The following is a 17,772-nucleotide window of genomic DNA, read 5'->3' as shown; positions in this document are numbered from 1 at the left end:
GTTCTGACCGTCCGCGCGGTCCGGTGTCGGCCACTTGGGACCGCCATGTGGTCGGGAGGCGCATGTCCATGGCCCGTACGCCCAGCCCATGCACCGGCCGGCGTCCGCTTGGTGAGGAGGTCGTCCTCGGTGTGGACAGGCACCGGGATGTTCATGCCGCCGCAGTGCTCTCCTCGCCGGGGAGGTGATCGGGACGGGAAGCTTCCCCGCCACCGCGGTGGGCTTTCGCGAACTGCTGGCGTGGGCCAGGGGATTGGGAACGGTGCGCCGGGCCGGGGCGGAAGGACCGGTAGCTTCAGCGCGGCCCTGTGCCGATATCTGCTGGCCCAGCAGGTCGAGGTGTTCGATGTGAACCGGCCCGACCGGTCGGACCGCCGCCGGCGCGGGAAGTCGGAGGCGGCCGATGCGCAGAACGCGGCCCGGGCGGTGCTGAGCGGGCGGGCACGTGCCCGGGCCAAGTCCGGCGACGGACCGGTGCAGATCGCGAGGATGTTCAAAGCGCATCGCGCAGCTGACCGGGGAGATCCGGGAACTGGAACAGCGCCTGGCGCGACTCGTGGAACGTCACTTCCCGCAGCTGCTTGCCCCGGTGGGCATCGGCCCGGACACCGCCGTCACCTTGTTGATCACGATGGGGGACAACCCGGAGCGCCTGGGCGGTGAGGCGTCCTTCGCCGTGCTGTGCGGGGTCGGCCCGGTCGAGCGCTCCTCGGGCAGTCCGCAGTACCGTCGCCTCAACCGCGGCGGTGACCGGCAGGCCAACGCCGCCCTGCCCCGGATCGTGCACACCAGGCTGCGCTTCGACCCGCGCACACGTGACTAATTTGAGCGCCGCATCAAGGAGGGCAAGACTCGGCGCGAGATCGTCCGGTGCCTCAAACGCTACTGCGATCACCGCCTACGGCCCGGCCGTCGACGGCACGCCGGTCGCATGCAACGTGCGTGGACCTTTCCTGACGAACCAACACTGAAGGCAGCGACTACCGACCAGCCGCCACAGGAGCGGCGAGCTGCGGGATGCCACGCGTGCGGCCCTGGCGGGGGAGCTGCACCACGTCCCGTCGTCGCAGTCGCGACGGAAGCGGTGGTACGCGATGGGGATGCCCGCGGCTGCCGCGTTCGGCGTCAGCTCTGTTCGATGTGCAGGTGGATGGGGCCTCGCAGGATAGGGCTGGGCCGGTAGGGCGGTGGGTCGGTGACCAGTGTGGGGCGTTCCAGGCGGCGTACGAGCGCGCTCAGTGCGGTTTGGGTCTCCAGCCGGGCCATCGGACCTCCGAAGCACAGGTGGATGCCGCTCCCGAAGCCCAGGTGCTGGTTGTCCTGTCGGTCGGGGTTGAAGCGGTCGGGGTCGGTGAAGCGGGCCGGGTCGTGGCTGCCTGAGGCGAGCATGAGCATGATCTGCGAGCCCTTGGGGATGACGGTGTCGGCGACGGTGATGTCGCTGTATGCCGCTCGCCAGGGAATGATGTGCACGGGGGGCTCATAGCGCAGCAGTTCCTCGACGAGCGGCACGATCAGGTCCGGTTCGTCGCGCAGCCGCTGCAGTATCTGCGGGTGGCGCAGCAGGGTGAGCATGCCGTTGGTGATGAGGTTGACGGTGGTTTCGTGGCCGGCGATGAGCAGCAGGTTCGCGGTGCTGACGATTTCGTCGTCGGTCATGCGTCCGTCGGGTCCGTCGTCGTTGGCCATCCGTGTCAGGAGGTCGTCGCCGGGCCGGCCGTGGCGTTGTTCCAGCAGTCCGCCGAGGTATTGGGTCAGGTCATTCCTGGCCTGCACGCCCTTGTCGAGTTTCTCCTTCGGGTCGGTCTTGGGGTTGTAGTCGAGCGAGTCGACGATGCCGTTCACCCACACGTGGAACCGTGGTTCGTCCTCGCGTGGCACGCCGAGCAGATGGCAGATCACGGTGACGGGGAACGGGTAGGCGAAGTCGTCGACGATGTCGATCCGCTCCTTGCCCGCGAAGTCGTCGATCAGGCCGTTGACGACGGCGGTCAGGTCGGGTTCCATGCCGGTCACCAGGCCCGGGGTGTGCGGGGGGCCGAAGTGCCGCATGGCCAGGCGTCGCAGGCGGTCGTGCTCGGGCGGGTCGAGGTTGATGAACGAGGGAGTGGTGTGTGCTTCGGCCGCGGGCATGGGCCGTGACAGGTGGCGGACGTCGGAACTCAGGTGTGGGTCGTGCAGGATGCCGGTGAGTTCGCGGTAGGTGCTGATGACGTAGCTGCCGTCCTCCTGGAGGGCCACCGGTGTCTTGCGCAGTTCGGCGTAGAGCGGATAGGGGTCGGCGCGGGAGGAGAAGTCGAGGATCCGGTGCAGGGTGTCGGGCGTGTGGGTCGTGGTCATGTCGCTTTTCCTCCTGTGTCCTCCTGCTTCCTTCCTACCGGTGGTGCTGCCACGCGGCGGTGACACGCCGCTCTCCTGGGTCGTGGCCGGTGACGACCACGGTGGCGCCCTGGGCGAGCAGCTTGGGGCTGGGGAAGTCGACGGGCACGGGTTTTGCGTCGGCGGGCTCGTCGGGTGTGGGGCAGGGGGGAGGGAAGGGCGCGGCCGTCTCGATCAACTGCCGGTAATGGTCGAGCCACTTGGCGTTGTTGAAGCTGACTGCCGCGGTGACGCGGCCCTGATAGCCGTATGCGGCGACGAAGCGGTGGTCGGGCACGGATCCCTGGGTGACGACGACCTCGTCGGCGAAGGTCGGTACACCGACGGACTTGATGTTGACGCCGAACTGGATCGACCAGAACGTCGGGATGGACAGGTGTGGCCAGCGGTCCGCCTGGCCGCTGAGCATGTTGTGCGCCGCGACTTTGGCTTGCTCCACGGCGTTGACCCAGTGTTCCAGTGAGATGAGTCGGTATTCGTAGATCGGGTTCGGGCAGCGTGCCACGTCTCCGGCGACGAAGATGTCGTCCGTGATCAGGCCGTTGAGGTCGAGGGCGCGGCAGCCCGTGTCGCAGGCGATGCCCCATGGACCTGCCGCCAGTCCCGAGCCGCGCAGCCACTCGGTGTTGCGGATGCCACCGAGCGCTACCACCGCCACGTCGGCATCGATGGTGCTGCCGTCGGAGAAGTGGGCGCGGCGGAAGTGCCCCTGGGCGTCGCCTTCCAGCTTGGTGACTTTGACGCCGCAGCGCAGGTCGACACCGTGGGTGCGCTGCATGTCCGCCGCGACATCACCGACCATGGCGCCGAGCGCGCCGACCAGCGGGGCCGGTGCGAGTTCGGCGACGGTCACCGGGATGTCCCGCTCGCGGCAGATGGAGGCGATCTCGGAGCCGGTGAAGCCCGCGCCGATGATCACTACGCGGGAGGGCCCGGCCGCCATCGCCCGCTGCAGGCTCTCGGCGTGCTCGCGGGTGCGGACGACGAACACGCCGTCCAGGGCGGCCTCGGCCTCGACGAACCAGGGCCGGGCCCGCACTCCGGTGGAGATCAGCACGCGGTCGAAGGGAACCTCGCGGCCGTCAGCGAGATGTACGTGATTGGTCGCCAGGTCCAGCCCGTCGGCGGGCACGCCCAGCAGCCACTGCGCATCGATGTCACGGCGACGCGGCAGCGTGGTGTTCCCGGCCGCCACCCACCCGGTCAGTACCTGCTTGGACAGCGGGGGCCGGTCGTAGGGCTCGCCCAGCTCGTCACCGATCATGGTCAGTGATCCGGTGAAGCCCTCCTCGCGCAGAGCCTCCGCGGCCCGCAGTCCCGCCAGTGACGCCCCGACGATCACGATGCGGCCGTCACGCCTGAACGCTTGCAAGGCGTCGGCGCTGCCCATCACGGCGACGTCTCCACCGGTGCGTCCTGCCCCTCCAGCTGGTCGACCAGAATGGCCTGGATCGGGCAGGCCGCCGCGGCGCGCAGCACCTGTTCGCGCTGGGCGTCGTCGGGCTTCGGGTTGTACATCAGCGCTTCCTCGCCGTGCATCCGGAAAGCGTCCGGAGCCAGGAACGCGCACTGTGCATATCCCTGACACCGGGAAAGATCAACGACAACTTTCATCCCGAACTCCGTTTCAGGACTGCAAAGCTGCGGGCCCTGAGGCAGCACGGAAACGGCGCCCCAAGCGCGAGGCACGCTTTCGAAGAGGGGGTTCGGCTGTTGCTCACCCCTGCGCATACGAAAGGGGGGCACCACGCATGTCAAAGGTCTCCGCAGAAAGGTCTCCGTAGAAAGAACTGAGCATCGCGAATGCGGCCCGGGCGTCTGCCAAACCGCCCGGAGAACCTGACCTTGTCGTCAAAGCGTATCCCGCACATACGCCGCCCGCACGCCGGGAAAGCGACATGCGGGCGTTGGTAACCCCGGCATCCGAGGGCTGGCAGAACAGGAATCTACCAACGCCACCACCTTCGTCCTGGATGGCCTGCTGGACACGCACAACCAACCATGACGGAGGCTGGTCACACCGCCTGAGAGGGGACAGCGACCCCCTCGCCACCGCCCAGGCACTCCTCGACGCACGTGTGACGCACGTTATGACAGCGGGCCCCTGGTAGCCAGGCGCCATGAGCTGCAGGCGGCACGGCAACGCTCATGCCGACCGCTACGCCGTGGAAACCGTTGACCGCCCTTGTGGTGGCACCCGCATCGCTTCCATACCGGCACGCCAGGTTCTCCCCGCTCACCAGGCATCCGGAGAAACGCAGGTGGATCAACGGCGGGGACGACAGTCGCCCCCGTTGCCGTCGTCGAGCGGGCTTGGCGTCATCCTGGCACCTGATGGGCCGCATGATGCCAGCCGGCAAAGGCCCGGGGCGGCTCCTAGCCCGACCGTGTGACCTGCCCTGTCGAAATGCGGCTGCGTGCGTGCCGGTTCGTCCCGCCCGAGGCGCAGGGTGCTTTCGTCTGGAGGCTGGTATGCGACGGCTCCTGTGTCTGTCCTGGCGAGCGGCTGGCTCCAGACCCTCCTCATGCACCCCGTTCGCTTTCGGCTGACGTGCCGTCCGAAACGCCGAAGGAGAGATCGTGGTGGCAGGAAAAGTCGAGAACCGCGGTACCACGTCCGCGCAGCTTCTCAGGGGCCAGAAGGCGCTGGTGACCGGCGCCAACTCGGGCATCGGCCTGGCGACCGCCGTTGCCCTGGGCCGGGCCGGAGCGGACGTCGTGGTGAACTACGTCGTCGGCGCGCACGAGGCAGAGAATGTCGTGAAGGAGATCGAGGGCTTCGGGGTCCGCGCCTACGCCCATGAAGCCGACGTGTCCGATGAGGACCAGGTGACCGCCATGGTCGCGCGGATGGTCGAGGAGTTCGGCACCATCGACATCATGGTGGCCAACGCGGGCCTCCAGCGGGACGCGGTCGTGACGGAGATGACGCTCGCCCAGTGGCAGAAGGTTATCGACGTCAACCTGACCGGCCAGTTCCTGTGCGCGCGGGAGGCCGCCAAGGAGTTCATCCGGCGCGGCGTGGTGGAGGAGGTCTCCCGTTCGGCCGGAAAGATCATCTGTATGAGCTCGGTCCACCAGATCATCCCGTGGTCGGGCCACGTGAACTACGCGTCCTCCAAGGGCGGCGTGGGCATGCTGATGACGACCCTCGCCCAGGAGCTGGCTCCCCAGCGGATCAGGGTCAACGCGGTCGCACCCGGCGCCATCCGCACGCCGATCAACCGCGACGCCTGGTCCACCCCCGAGGCCGAGGCCGACCTGCTGCGCCTGATTCCGTACCGCCGCGTGGGTGACCCGGACGACATCGCCAACGCCGTCGTCGCCATGGCGTCCGACCTGCTCGATTACGTCGTCGGCACCACGCTCTTCGTCGACGGCGGAATGACGCTCTTCCCAGGCTTCGCCACCGGAGGCTGATCGAACTCACCGACGCCGACACCCGGGCCGCCGGAGTCCCTGGGGACAACCTGTAGCGGCGCTGGGTACGACGCCCCGTCAGCGCAGCCGGGCGGCGATGTGGTCGCCGACCCGCAGGGCGTTGGCGATGGCGGTCAGGGACGGGTTCACGGCGCCGATGCTGGGGAAGAAGCTGGTGTCCACGACATAGAGGTTGTCGAGGTCGTGCGCCTTGCAGTTGACGTCGAGGGCCGAACTCCTCGGGTCGTCGCCGAACCGCACGGTGCCGGCCTGGTGCGCGGTGGCGCCGATCGGCATGCCCTTGTGCAGATAGATGCTGTGATCCAGCAGGTGGTGCTCGTGCATGCCCAGATGCCCGAGCATGCCCTGGAGCTTGTGCTGGAGGCGCTTCAATGCGGCGATGTTGTTCTTCTCGTCGAGGGCCAGGTGGATGGTGTCGTCCTTGTCGAGGGTGACCCGGCTCCCGGGCAGCGGGAGATCCTCTCCGCACAGCCAGAAGTCGACGGCGTGGTGCGCCAGTACCTCGAAGGGCATGTCGGGCGAGACCGCGCCGGCCCAGCGCGGCGCCTCGCCATGGATCTGGTCGGAGTCCGACTTGCCGAGCATCTGAATGCCGCCGAGCGGATACTCCCAGTCATCCGCGCCCAGGTACCAGTCGTTCAGCGCCAGGGTCTTCTGGAATGTGGTGGGATTCGGTTCCTTCGACACCGCCATCAGAGCCAGGTTGTTGTGACGCATGTAGTGGCGTCCCACCACGTCCGAGCTGTTGGCCAGGCCACCGGGGTGCTTGTCGTTGGCCGAACGGAGCAGCAGGACGGCGGAGTTGACCGCGCCGCAGGCGACCACCACGATGTCGGCGCTGAATCCCTCGGTCGCTCCGTTCGCGAGCTCGGCGACGACCCTGGTGACGGTGCGTCCGGTCGCGTCGGTCTCCAAGCGCCGCACATGGGCGTTGGTCACCATCGTGACATTGCCGTACGAGAGCGCCGGGTCGACGCAGATCACCTGTGCGTCGGACTTCGCGCCCATCAGGCAGGGGAAGCCGTCGACCCGGTCGCACCGGATGCAGACGCTGTCATGGGTGGCCCGGCCGTGCTCGTCCTGGGTGAGGTTCACGCCGATGGGCAGGTGGAAGGGGTGCAGGCCGGCCTTCCCCAGATCGTCGCTGAGCTGCTGGATGCGCGCCTCGTGCTCGACCGGCGGGTATGCGTACTGCGCGCTGGTCGGGCCTCCGGTGGGGTCCTCGCCGTGCCGGCCGTGCACCAGGTAGAGGTGTTCGGCCTGGGTGTAGTACGGCTCCAGGTCCTCGTAGCGGATTGGCCAGGCCGGAGAGATGCCGTCGTGGTGGCGCAGTTCGCCGAAGTCCTCGGGCCGGAGCCGGAAGAGCGCGGCGCCGTAGAACTTGGTGTTGCCGCCGACGTAGTAGTTCACCTCCGGGGGGGGAACTGCTTGCCCTGCTTGTCGTACCAGAACTCGGGGGCCCGGTACTTGCCCTTGACGAAGACGGCAGTGGAGTCCCAGTTGTCCCGTTCCCGCGGCAGGTAGCCGCCGCGTTCCAGGATCAGGACCCGCTTCCCCGTGGGGGCCAGCCGGTGTGCGAGCGTACCGCCGCCGGCTCCCGTCCCGATCACGATGACGTCGTAGTGCTGATCGTCGGTCATGCGAGGGCCCCGTTCTAGGAGTCGTCGGCTGTCCTGGCCGTAGCGCCCGCCCGGGGACCGCTGCGCTGTTCCGGATGGACACGCGCACAATCGGGACATTGCAGTGCCAATTTCCAAACTAGGGGGTGGGTTGGGTAGCGGCGACCCGGGAGCCGGACAGGTGCGTGGTCACCCGATCTCCCGCATGGTGCGTAGCGCCTCGTCGACGATCGTCTCCGGGGCGGCCGCCGCATCGACGGTCAGACCGGGCTCGTCCGGCCGCAGCGGTTCGAGGGCGCCGTACTGGGAGTCCAGCAGCCGGGCGGGCATGAAATGGTCCACGCGGCCTGCGACCCGTCGGTCGGCGGTCGCCCGGTCGAGCGCCAGATACAGGAACCACACGCCTGCGCCTGCCTGGCGGAGCAGATCCCGGTACTCGTGCTTGAGTGCCGAGCACGCCACCACCCCGCCCTGGCCGTCGTCGGTTGCCCTGCGGATCCAGCCGGCGACGGACAGCAGCCACGGACGGCGATCCTCGTCGTCGAGTGGGCGGCCTGCGGCCATCTTGGCCCGGTTCGCGGCCGGGTGGACGTCGTCCGCCTCCAGGAAGGGCACCTTGAGCCGCTGCGCGAGGAGTCCTCCCACGGTCGACTTCCCTGAACCCGAGACGCCCATGACCACCACGACCGAGGGCATCGCGGTCAGAGGACGGCGATGGGGTTGACCGGTGAGCCGGTGGCATCCGGCAGCCTCAGCGGGGCGATCACACAGAGGAACGACCAGCGCCCCTCCGCCGCGCAGAGCGGCACCAGGTCCTCGAACTGCAGGTAGTCCAGCAGGTGAAGGCCCATGGCGTGGATCGCCAGCACATGTACGGGGAAGTCGACGCCGTCGGTGGAACTGGGGGCGGTGTCGTTGTTGCCGTCGCCCCCGAGCACGGCGACCCGCCGGTCGGCCAGGAACTCCAGCGCGGACGGATGGAGTCCGGCGCGCGCGTCCGCCGCGTGCCAGGCTCCCAGTTCGGTGCGGCGTCGGCGGTGGCCGACCCGGACGAAGAGAAGGTCGCCCTCGGTCACGCGGACGCGCTGGGCGGTCTCGGCCGCGGTCAGGTCATCGGCGGTCACATGATCACCCGGTTCGAGCCACCGCACGCCACGCAGCCGCGGGATGTCCAGCAGCACTCCGCGTCCGACGATCCCGTCCCGAGCCGCCTTGATGGAGAGCGTGGTGGCCCCGTCCGCCGTAACGCTGCTCGCGGCCACGCCGCCGTGCAGTGTGCCGTTGTAGATCACGTGACAGAGGGCGTCGATGTGGCTGTCGGCGTCGCCGTGCACGTTCATCGCGAAGCTGTCCCTCGCGAAGTGGAGCCCAACCGAGACGTCTTCCTCCGGCTGCCCGCTCATCCGGTGCCTCGCGGGCTCCGGATTGTCCGGACCGGGCAGCGTCTCCACCGGCGCGGCGAGCGTCACCGTCCGGCCGGTCCGCACCTCCCGGGCGGCGGCCAGCACCCGGGCGGGAGTGAGCGCTTCCAGAGCACCGCGGTCCCCCGAGGCCCAGGCGGTGCGGGAGAGCAGACGCCGGTACAGGACGTCGAACTCGTCCGCGGTCAGCCGGGGCGGTTTCGCCGGACGGGCACGAGTGACCATGCGTCAGCGCCCTTGTTCCGCGTCGAGCGCCTGGTCGAGGGTGGTGGCCGCCATGATGAGCGACAGGTGGGTGAACGCCTGCGGGAAGTTGCCCAGTTGCTCCCCGGTCGGACCGACCTCCTCGGCGAAGAGCCCGACGTGGTTGGCGTAGGTCTGCATCTTCTCGAAGGTGTAGCGGGCCTGGGTCAGCCGACCCGCCCGGGCCAGTGCGTCGACGTAGAGGAAGGTGCACAGACTGAAGGTGCCCTCCGAGCCGCGCAGCCCGTCCGGCGATGCCGCCGGGTCGTAGCGGTAGACGAGGCTGTCGGAGACGAGCTTGCGGTCCATCGCGTCGAGCGTGGAGAGCCACGCAGGGTCCTTCGGGGCGATGAAGCCGACCCTCGGCATGAGCAACAGGGAAGCGTCCAGGACGTCACCGCCGTAGTGCTGGACGAAGGCGCCCTCCTGCTCGCTCCAGCCGTTTTCCATGACCTGCTCAAGGATGGCGTTCCTTGCGCTGCGCCACTTCTCCACGTCGGCGGGCATGCGGAAGTGCTCGGCCAGGCGCATCCCGTGGTCGAGGGCGACCCAGGACATCACCCGGCTGTAGGTGAAGTTCTGGCGGCCGCCGCGAGTCTCCCAGATGCCCTCGTCCGGCCGGTCCCAGGCATCGGCGAACCAGTCCAGCGCCCTGGCCATCGCCTTCCAACCGCGGTAGGTGGCCTGCTGCCCGATCTCGTGGCCCTGGGACACCGCGTAGAGGGCCTCGCCGTAGATGTCCAGCTGGAGCTGGTCGGCGGCGCCGTTGCCGATGCGGACGGGGGAGGAGCCGCGGTAGCCCTCGAAGTGTTCGAGTGTCTCCTCCGGCAGGTCCGGATTGCCGTCGATCCGGTACATCGTCTGGAGCGGCTCTTCCTCCTTGCCTTCGCGGTCGTGCAGCCTGTCCACGAGCCAGTGGACGAAGGCGGTGGCTTCCTCGACGAAGCCGAGGTCCAGCATGGCCCGCACGGACAGCGAGCCGTCGCGTACCCAGGTGAACCGGTAGTCCCAGTTCCGCTCTCCGCCGACCTGTTCGGGCAGGCCCATGGTGGCAGCCGCGATCAGAGCGCCGGTGGGGGCGTAGGTGAGGAGCTTGAGGGTGATGGCCGAGCGGTGCACCAGCTCGGGCCACCGTCCCCGGTAGCGGGACTGGCGCAGCCAGCGCTGCCAGAAGAGGCCGGTGTCGTCGACCTGCGCGGTGAGCCCGTCGGCCGTCAGAGGTGGGGGCGCCTCGCCGCCGGAGGCGCAGACCGTGAACACGGCGCCGCCCGACTCGCCGGCCCTCAGCGTCACCCTGCCGCACACATCCTGGCCGTCCCGCTCCAGCGGGAAGGAGGTCTGCAGGTGTGCGTCCATCCCCGGGGCGCGGAACAGGCCGCTGTCCTCGCCGAGCTCCAGCCGGTGCTCGACCCGGCCGTAGTCGAAGCGCGGCCGGCACTCAAGCATGAAGTCGACGGTTCCCCGCACGGCACGCACAACGCGTATCAGGGTGTGACGGTCGCTAGCGGTGCGGGTCCGGTCCGGCGGCATGAGATCAACCACTTCGCCCACGCCGTCCGGTGACATGAACCGGGTCACCAGAATGGCCGTGTCGGGGTAGTAGAGCTGCTTGCAGGTCACCTCGGGGTGCTCGGGAGCCAGCCGAAGGTACCCGCCGCCGTCGTGATCGAGCAGCGCGGCGAAGATACTGGGCGAGTCGAACCGGGGAGCGGCGAACCAGTCCACGACGCCCTGCGACGAGACGAGTGCGGCGGTCTGCAGGTCGCCCACCAGGCCGTGCTCGGCGATGGGAGGGTAGCGATCCATGGCTGCTCCGACGTCTCGGAATGGCCCCTGGGGCCAACTATCCGCCACTCGGGTGGCCCTTGCCACGTCGCGGTGGTTGACGGGCGCTCGCCCGCTGCCCCGCCCACGGCCGGGCCGGCGCCCTTACGGCGCCAACGGCGGCCGGCCGCAGACCCGCCGCAGCCAGGGCCTTCGCCGGTCGTCGAAGTGACCACGGATGCCGGAGCCGAGTACCGCACTCGGCTTGCCGCCCCCCTCCCCCTCGGGCGTTACTGGCTGGGGCCGATCGGTCACAGAAGGTCTCCCGTTTCCGGTGCTCGGGCGCCGCAGCGCCGCGGTGTGCCCGCCAGGCCGGCGATGGAGGTTGTGCATGGAGATGATCCACGTCCGACTGGTGAGTCCCCCTGATCTCACTCCCCGAGCAGTTGGGCTACTGACCGGCGACCGCTATGTCTTCAACCTGGTCATCCTTCCTGAACAGGCGCGCAACCCCGACGGCGACGCGATCGAGTGCGACATCCTGGCGGGTGCGGCCAACGCCGTGCTGCGCGGGCTGCGCGACCTGGGAATCGACCGCCGCGGATCCATGGTCATCGAACCGGTCGAGATGGCCTTCTTGGGTACAGCGGCCGAGGCGCAGCAGAAGCAGCTCGGGGCGCTCGCGCACGCGCCGGTCTGGGCGGAGGTCGAAGCCCGCATCCGCGCCGAGGGCACCTATCTGCCGAGCTTCTATGTCTACCTGGTCATCGCAGGCGTCATCGGGGCGGTGGGCATCATCACCAACTCCCAGATCCTGATCGTCGCGGCGATGGTCGTCGGACCGGAGTACGGCGCCATCACCAGCGTCGCCCTGGGCATCGACCGCGGCAACGGCACCAGGGTCCGGCAGGGCTTGTTCGCCCTGACCGCGGGATTCCTGCTGGCCATCGTGGCGACCCTCCTGTTCTCGTGGGCGATCCGGGGCTTCGGTCTCCAGCCTGAGGCATTCGACCTGGGCCTCAGGCCGGTCTCCTCGCTCATCAACACCCCCAACGTCTTCTCCGTGGTCGTTGCGGTGCTGGCCGGCATCGTCGGGATCGTGTCCCTGACCCAGGCCCGGACGAGCGCGTTGCTCGGCGTCTTCATCTCGGTCACCACCATCCCAGCCGCCGCCGACATCGGCGTCTCCTGCGCGTTCTCCAGCTGGAGCGAGGCGCGCGGCTCCTTGATTCAACTCCTGCTCAACATCGTGCTGCTGATCGTGGTGGGCGTGCTGATGCTCAGATTCCAGCGGGCCGTCTGGCGGCGCATCAGCCGGGGCAGCGGGGTCTCGGGCGGCAGGTGAGGCCGCCGCCCCGTTCAGCTGCTTTTCTGCGGCCCCCAGAGGGTGAACGTGCCGGGTGATTCCGCCCGCAGGAACGTGTCGCGCTTGACCGGGCCGGTGCGGGACCGCACCCTCCCGACGAGGGGGCCCGACGCCGCAGGCCACCACGCCCATGTCCACGGACACCCGGCGGAGCGAGGAGGCCACGCGTGCAGGAGAGCCGCACCGGACGGCAACTGACCCTCCGCCACGGCGCGCACAGTGCCGTCATCGTCGAGCTGGGCGCGGCGCTCAGGTCGTACGCGGTCGGTGAACGTCCCGTGGTCGACGGATTCGCCGAACAGGACCAGATCACGGGCGGGTGCGGCCAGATCCTGGTGCCGTGGCCCAACCGGATCCGGGACGGCCAATATCACTGGGACGGGCAGGACCGGCAGCTTCCGCTCACCGAGCCTGGAGGCGGCAACGCCATCCACGGGCTGCTCCGGTGGGTCGCATGGCGGGTCGAGGAAGTGAGTGACAGCCGGGCCGTCCTGGAGGTCCCGCTGTGGCCGCAGCCGGGCTACCCGTTTCACCTGCACGTCCGCGCCGAGTACACCCTGGGTGAGGGCGGGCTCGAAGTCGCCGTCACCGCACGCAACCTTGACTCGAGCGCCGCACCCTACGGCTTCGGCCAGCACCCTTACGTCATGGCGGGCACCGCCGTCGTCGACCAGGCGATGTTGACCGTCCCCGCACGGACGTGGCTGCGCACCGATGAGCGTGGCCTGCCGGTGGCCGCCGAGCCGGTCGCCGGGACTCAGTACGACCTGCGAACGCCACAGCCTGTCGGAGCGCTCCGGCTGGACACGCCCTTCGGCGACCTCCACCGGGACGCGGACGGGCGGGCCGTGGTCCGTCTGGCCCACCCGTCAGGTGCTCTCGGTACGGACGTGTGGCTCGGTGAAGGCGCCCACTACGTACAGCTCTACACGGGCGACACCCTCGCACCGGGGGTTCGACGGCGCGCGCTTGCCATCGAGCCGATGACCTGCCCGCCGGACGCCTTCCGCAGTGGCACCGGGCTCGTCAGCCTCGGCCCCGGCGAGCAGCACACCGTCCGGTGGGGGATCGCGCCGTGGGGTGGGTGACGGCGCCGTCACGGTCCCCGGTCTGATCCTCATCGGGCCGAGGACCACTGTGCGACGTGGGCCTCCTGGGAATCGCCGCAGCCCGCAGCCGCAGCCGTGGTCGTGGTCGTGCGGGACAAGATCGCGCTTCGCTGAGGTCTGACCCGCCCGTCGCGCAACGGGCCGGTGAGAGCACCGACTCGTCCCACCACGCACCGAAAGGAGCCTCCCGTGACGACGGACCAGGTGCTCATCGGCGTGGGCCTGATCCTGCTCCTCGCCGTCGGATCGCAGATCCTGGCCGGCCGCCTGCGCGTCCCCGCCCTCATCGTCCTCCTGCCGGTCGGCTTCGCCGCCGGCGCGCTGATCGACGACGTCAATCCCGAACAGTTGCTGGGGGCGGCGTTCTCACCGCTGGTGTCGCTGGCCGTCGCAGTGATCCTCTACGACGCGGGTCTCGGGCTGGATCTGGCGCTGCTGAAGGGGCACACCCGCCGTGTCGTCGTCCGGCTGATCTGGATCGGTGTCCTGATCACCTGGCTGCTCGGCACGCTTCTCGCCGCGGCGCTGCTGGGCATGTCCCAGCGGGCAGCCGTCATGATCGGCGCGATCCTCGTGGTCTCGGGGCCGACGGTCGTCGGACCGCTGCTCAGCTTCGTGCGGCCCAAGGACCGGCTCCAGCGCATCCTGATCTGGGAAGGCTCACTCATCGACCCGATCGGCGGCATCCTGGGAGCACTGGTCTTCCACGCGGTCGTGGCGAGCACGGGCCACCATTTCGGCACCGTGGTGGGAGGTTTCCTGGCCAGCGTGGGCTTCGGAGCCGCCGGGGGAGTGATCGGGGCGGCTCTGCTGTGGGCGCTGTTCCGGGTGCTGCGGCTCGGCGAGGTGCTGGGCACCACGGCGCAGCTCGCCGCAGTGATCGGTGTGGCGGCGCTCTGTGACGTCCTGCGCGGCGACACAGGACTCATCGCCGCCGTGGTGATGGGCCTGGCGGTGGCCAACCTCCCCGGCATCGACGTCCCAGCGCGTCGGCCGTTCTTCGAGACCCTGGCCAGCCTCATCCTGGGCCTGCTCTTCATCTCGATCTCGGCCACCGTCACCCCGCACTCTTTGCGTCATGTATGGCTGCCCGCGCTCGGGCTCGCCGTCGTCCTGGTTCTGGTCGTCAGGCCGCTGGTCGCGGCCGTGTCAACTCTCGGCACCGACCTGACGCGCGGCGAGCGGGGCTTCATCGGCTGGATGGCGCCGCGTGGCATCGTGGCGGCCGCAACGGCGTCGACTTTCTCGGCCACCTTGGTGGCCAAGGGGATCGGCGGTGCGTCGGAGATCCTTCCGGCTACGTTCGTGGTCATCGTCACGACCGTGACTCTCTATGGCCTGACCGCCTCGCTCGCGGCTCGGCGCCTGGGCGTCGTGCGCCCCTCCCGCTCGCGTCCGCTGCTGGTCGGCGGCGACCCCTGGGTGGTCGATCTGGGGGTGGCTCTGAGGTCGGCAGGGCTGGAGGTGCTGATGTGGTCAGGGGAAGAGGAGCAGCGCGAACACATCCGGCAGGCAGGGATCGAGCTTGCGCCCGGGGAGCTGCTGGCAGCCGCCACCGGTGGTGCTGCCGAGTTGGAGGGCATCACGGCGGTGTACTTCCTCACCGCTGAGGACGACTTCAACGCACTGGCGGCGGTGATTCTGCGTGGCACCGTGGAGGAGACGGTGCATCGCCTCAACGCACCGCCCGACAGTCACGGCGTGGTGGCGCCGTTCATCGGCGGTGAGATCCTCTTCGGTGCCGATCTGACCTGGCCGGCACTCGCCCGTAAGTACGCGGACGGGGCTGCCGTCCTGGCACAGCCCGCTGGTGATTCGCTGCCCCCCGACTGCGAACTGCTGTTCCTGGTGCGGCCGGACGGCCGCCTCGACCCAGTCATGGAAGGCAGCACACCGCTGCCGGGGCCGGGGGACACGGTCGTCCTGCTGGCCCCGGGCGGGCGGGGAGGCCGACCCGAGGGCGATGGCCTCTGATCAGTCAGCCGCCACTCGCAGCCGGTGATGCGCCCGCGCCCGACCCTGGCTGATTTTATCGGCGCGCCCATGCGCAAGCACGGCGCACGACGGCGAACTCACCAGGGCCGTTACCCCCGGGCGCCGTCTTCGCGATCTGTCCCTGGCAAGGCCCGCGCTACAGACTTCGTGTGCTCCACCAGTACGCCCGAACGCTCCTTTCACCTGGAGGAACTCATGGTGGCCTTACGCGCATCCGTCACAACTATTGCCGCTGCCGGCCTGCTGGCTCTCATGCCCGGTACCGCGCTGGCGGCCCCGGTCGCGCTCGATGACGGCAGCTTCGAATACCCGACCGCGCCCGCGAACTCCTTCAGCGCGCTGCAGGCGGGGCAGTCCATCGGTCCCTGGACGGTCGACAGCGGTTCGGTGGACCTGATCGGCAGCGGCTTCTGGCAGGCGGCTGACGGGGCGCAGTCCGTCGACCTCAACGGCCAGGGCCCAGGCAAGGTGTCGCAGACCTTCAGGACGACAGCTGGCAGCACGTACACGGTCTCCTACGCGCTGGCCGGCAACCCGGCGGGCAATCAGGGCGTGAAGACAGGTGAGGTTCTCATCGACGGACAGAACTTCCAGGACTTCTCGTTCGACACCACTGGCAAGACATTTGCCCGGATGGGTTACGTGGGACGTCAGGTGACGTTCGTGGCCACCGGCGCCTCCACGACCTTGTCGTTCGCCAGCACCACTGCCAGCGGCGCCTACGGTCCGGTGATCGACAACGTGAGGGGCGGGTCCTGCTGCTCCTGCTCTTCCTGCTCCGGCTGACCGAAGCCACGACCAGAAGCAACGATCACTGACACACGACCGGCTGCCCCCGCGAAAAACGGCATGCTCATTCTGTGAGTAGTGCCAAGAGGCGGGGTCATTCGACTTTCCCGGTCAAGCGATCATCGTTGAGAACGGTGGCTCGCCGTGGGGCGCGGATCAAGGTGCGGGGGGCCGCAGCGGCCCCGGCTTACCGGCCCTGCAACCTTGTCTTTCCGGGCGGCGCAGAGCCCGGCTGCTACGGGCAGCCCTGCCAGAGGGCGGGATGCGTGCATGGTTCTTGGCTGAGTCGTGACGGCTTCAAGTTGCTCCATTCACAAGAGCGCTGGATTCGTGGCCATCTCCAGCCATCAGTGACATTTCAGGGACATGGCGCGCAGGAAGGAGTGACCCGATCACGAGGGTCGAGGCGCTCACCCTCATGGAGAGGTGCGCGGGCGCCGATCGCAGGAGCGGGCCGGTTCCCCCCCCGTGCCGGCCCGCTCCCGCTCACATACGCCAGCCCGGGCGTCCCACGTGGCAGTGGCACCCGGGCTGCCGTCAGTAGCGAATCCTCAGAGGCCGTCGGATGCACCGGCGGCCAGGATATTCGCCCTCTCGCACACGTCCACGACGGTCTGCCCGGCATTCACGTCGGCGACGCGTGACTGGCAGTTTTCCATCCGGAGCATCATCTCTACATCCGGAGCATCATCGCGCTCCGCCATTCTTCGGTGCAGCGGGTCCGCGGAAAGTGGATGAGGATGAGGCCATCAGAAGAAGCGGATGCTGTCACGCAGAGCGCCTATGACGTTCGTCGCGAGACGCGAGTGTCGGTGCTGGCTCCGTGCTCGGCGTCACGGCACCCCGGAGTTCTGAAATCGAGGTTCTCATGAGCCCAACAATCCACGCCTTGGGCTCAAGGGACCGAAAGCAAGCACACTCGGATGATTACCTCAGGCCGGGCTTTTCGCCCAATCGATGAGCCGAGCCCACCAGCCGCCCCTCGACCGGCCCGGTGGACTCCCCGGGGCACCAGGAGCGCGTGTGCGTCGCGACCACCCGCCTTGTCGGGCTGGCGCCGATCCCGTTCGAGTCGCCGCCTTTACTGGGCGCGCACGCTTGCGTTCCGCAGGCTCACACATGCACCGCTGAGTGTTGGGTACGCCCATGAGTACTTGGTCCACATGCCTCCCGCAACCCTCAAAGGTCAACTTCCGGCACGACGGACAGATAGCACGTTGGCACACGATTGCCTCCCTTGGTTCTTCGCTTGAGATCCACGATATTCACGCCACCACCACAAGAAACTCCAGAATTTACAACTCCTTCAGAAACAGCTTCCTTGTGCCGGCGTGGGCCACCCTCATGAAGCTGAATCATGACCCAAGTTACCTCGCTGGCGGTCATGAAAATCGGGACATGAGAGGCAGGCGCCGCATGTCCGTCGCGGAGAGTATCTCACTGAGTGGTGCCAAGTGACCTGTTTGGAAAAATTCCCAGAGTTGCTCGGGACACTGAAACAATGGTTGCATCTCGCCCGGTCGAGAAAGGGAGGCACAGCGCCTTATGTCATTGCCCCTCACCGCACTGCTTTTGAGACCTTCGACCGGGCACAGCAAGGGCAGGAATCGAGAACGGCAACCACTCTCCCCGAACGAGTGGTGCGC

General features: G+C 68.6%; 11 protein-coding genes and 2 pseudogenes. 6 read left to right on the top strand and 7 right to left on the bottom strand.

Annotated elements, in window-relative coordinates:
* Positions 1-62: 62 nt before the first annotated feature.
* Positions 63-886: pseudogene (locus STRTU_RS36300) on the top strand (transposase); the annotation flags it as partial.
* Between the two features lie 239 nt (positions 887-1,125).
* Here the strand turns inward: STRTU_RS36300 and STRTU_RS00655 are convergent.
* The 3 genes from STRTU_RS00655 to STRTU_RS00645 are packed head-to-tail and all read right to left on the bottom strand — an operon-like array spanning position 1,126 to position 3,993.
* Positions 1,126-2,340, bottom strand: coding sequence for a cytochrome P450 (locus tag STRTU_RS00655; RefSeq protein WP_269777139.1), 1,215 nt, complete (start codon positions 2,338-2,340; stop codon positions 1,126-1,128).
* Between the two features lie 34 nt (positions 2,341-2,374).
* Entirely contained in the window at positions 2,375-3,769 is a 1,395-nt protein-coding gene (locus tag STRTU_RS00650; RefSeq protein WP_269777138.1) for an NAD(P)/FAD-dependent oxidoreductase, read from the bottom strand.
* Complete coding sequence (locus tag STRTU_RS00645) at positions 3,769-3,993, bottom strand: ferredoxin (protein ID WP_269777137.1); 225 nt, start codon at positions 3,991-3,993, stop codon at positions 3,769-3,771. The genes STRTU_RS00650 and STRTU_RS00645 overlap by 1 nt, the downstream gene beginning before the upstream one ends.
* A 966-nt stretch (positions 3,994-4,959) precedes the next feature.
* Here STRTU_RS00645 and STRTU_RS00640 point away from each other — a divergent pair.
* Complete coding sequence (locus STRTU_RS00640; protein ID WP_269777136.1) at positions 4,960-5,799, top strand: SDR family oxidoreductase; 840 nt, start codon at positions 4,960-4,962, stop codon at positions 5,797-5,799.
* A gap of 78 nt (positions 5,800-5,877) precedes the next feature.
* On the opposite strand, the pseudogene STRTU_RS00635 reads toward STRTU_RS00640, so the two are convergent.
* From STRTU_RS00635 to STRTU_RS00620, 4 genes and pseudogenes are all read right to left on the bottom strand, one after another.
* Positions 5,878-7,460, bottom strand: a pseudogene (locus STRTU_RS00635) (GMC oxidoreductase).
* A gap of 168 nt (positions 7,461-7,628) precedes the next feature.
* Positions 7,629-8,135, bottom strand: a complete 507-nt coding sequence (locus tag STRTU_RS00630) for a gluconokinase (RefSeq protein ID WP_269777134.1) — start codon at positions 8,133-8,135, stop codon at positions 7,629-7,631.
* Positions 8,136-8,140: 5 nt separating this feature from the next.
* A complete protein-coding gene (locus STRTU_RS00625; protein WP_269777133.1) occupies positions 8,141-9,085 on the bottom strand; it encodes a cyclase family protein in 945 nt (314 codons plus the stop codon).
* Between the two features lie 3 nt (positions 9,086-9,088).
* Entirely contained in the window at positions 9,089-10,909 is a 1,821-nt protein-coding gene (locus STRTU_RS00620) for a glycoside hydrolase family 15 protein (RefSeq protein ID WP_269777131.1), read from the bottom strand.
* 349 nt (positions 10,910-11,258) lie between these two features.
* Between STRTU_RS00620 and STRTU_RS00615 the strand changes: the two genes are divergently transcribed.
* From STRTU_RS00615 to STRTU_RS00600, 4 genes are all read left to right on the top strand, one after another.
* Positions 11,259-12,212 (top strand): DUF389 domain-containing protein, encoded by a 954-nt coding sequence (locus STRTU_RS00615; RefSeq protein ID WP_269777130.1) that lies wholly within the window; start codon positions 11,259-11,261, stop codon positions 12,210-12,212.
* Positions 12,213-12,400: 188 nt separating this feature from the next.
* Positions 12,401-13,321: an aldose 1-epimerase family protein gene (locus STRTU_RS00610; RefSeq protein ID WP_269777129.1), complete on the top strand. Its 921-nt coding sequence runs from the start codon at positions 12,401-12,403 to the stop codon at positions 13,319-13,321.
* A gap of 210 nt (positions 13,322-13,531) precedes the next feature.
* The gene (locus tag STRTU_RS00605) at positions 13,532-15,316 is read left to right on the top strand and encodes a cation:proton antiporter domain-containing protein (protein ID WP_269777128.1); all 1,785 of its coding nucleotides are present in this window, start codon (positions 13,532-13,534) and stop codon (positions 15,314-15,316) included.
* A gap of 216 nt (positions 15,317-15,532) precedes the next feature.
* The gene (locus tag STRTU_RS00600) at positions 15,533-16,123 is read left to right on the top strand and encodes a choice-of-anchor C family protein (RefSeq protein ID WP_269777127.1); all 591 of its coding nucleotides are present in this window, start codon (positions 15,533-15,535) and stop codon (positions 16,121-16,123) included.
* Positions 16,124-17,772 lie beyond the last annotated feature (1,649 nt).

The sequence above is a fragment of the Streptomyces tubercidicus genome (assembly GCF_027497495.1).
GTDB lineage: Bacteria > Actinomycetota > Actinomycetes > Streptomycetales > Streptomycetaceae > Streptomyces > Streptomyces tubercidicus.
This window is presented reverse-complemented; position numbering and strand designations above follow the sequence as displayed.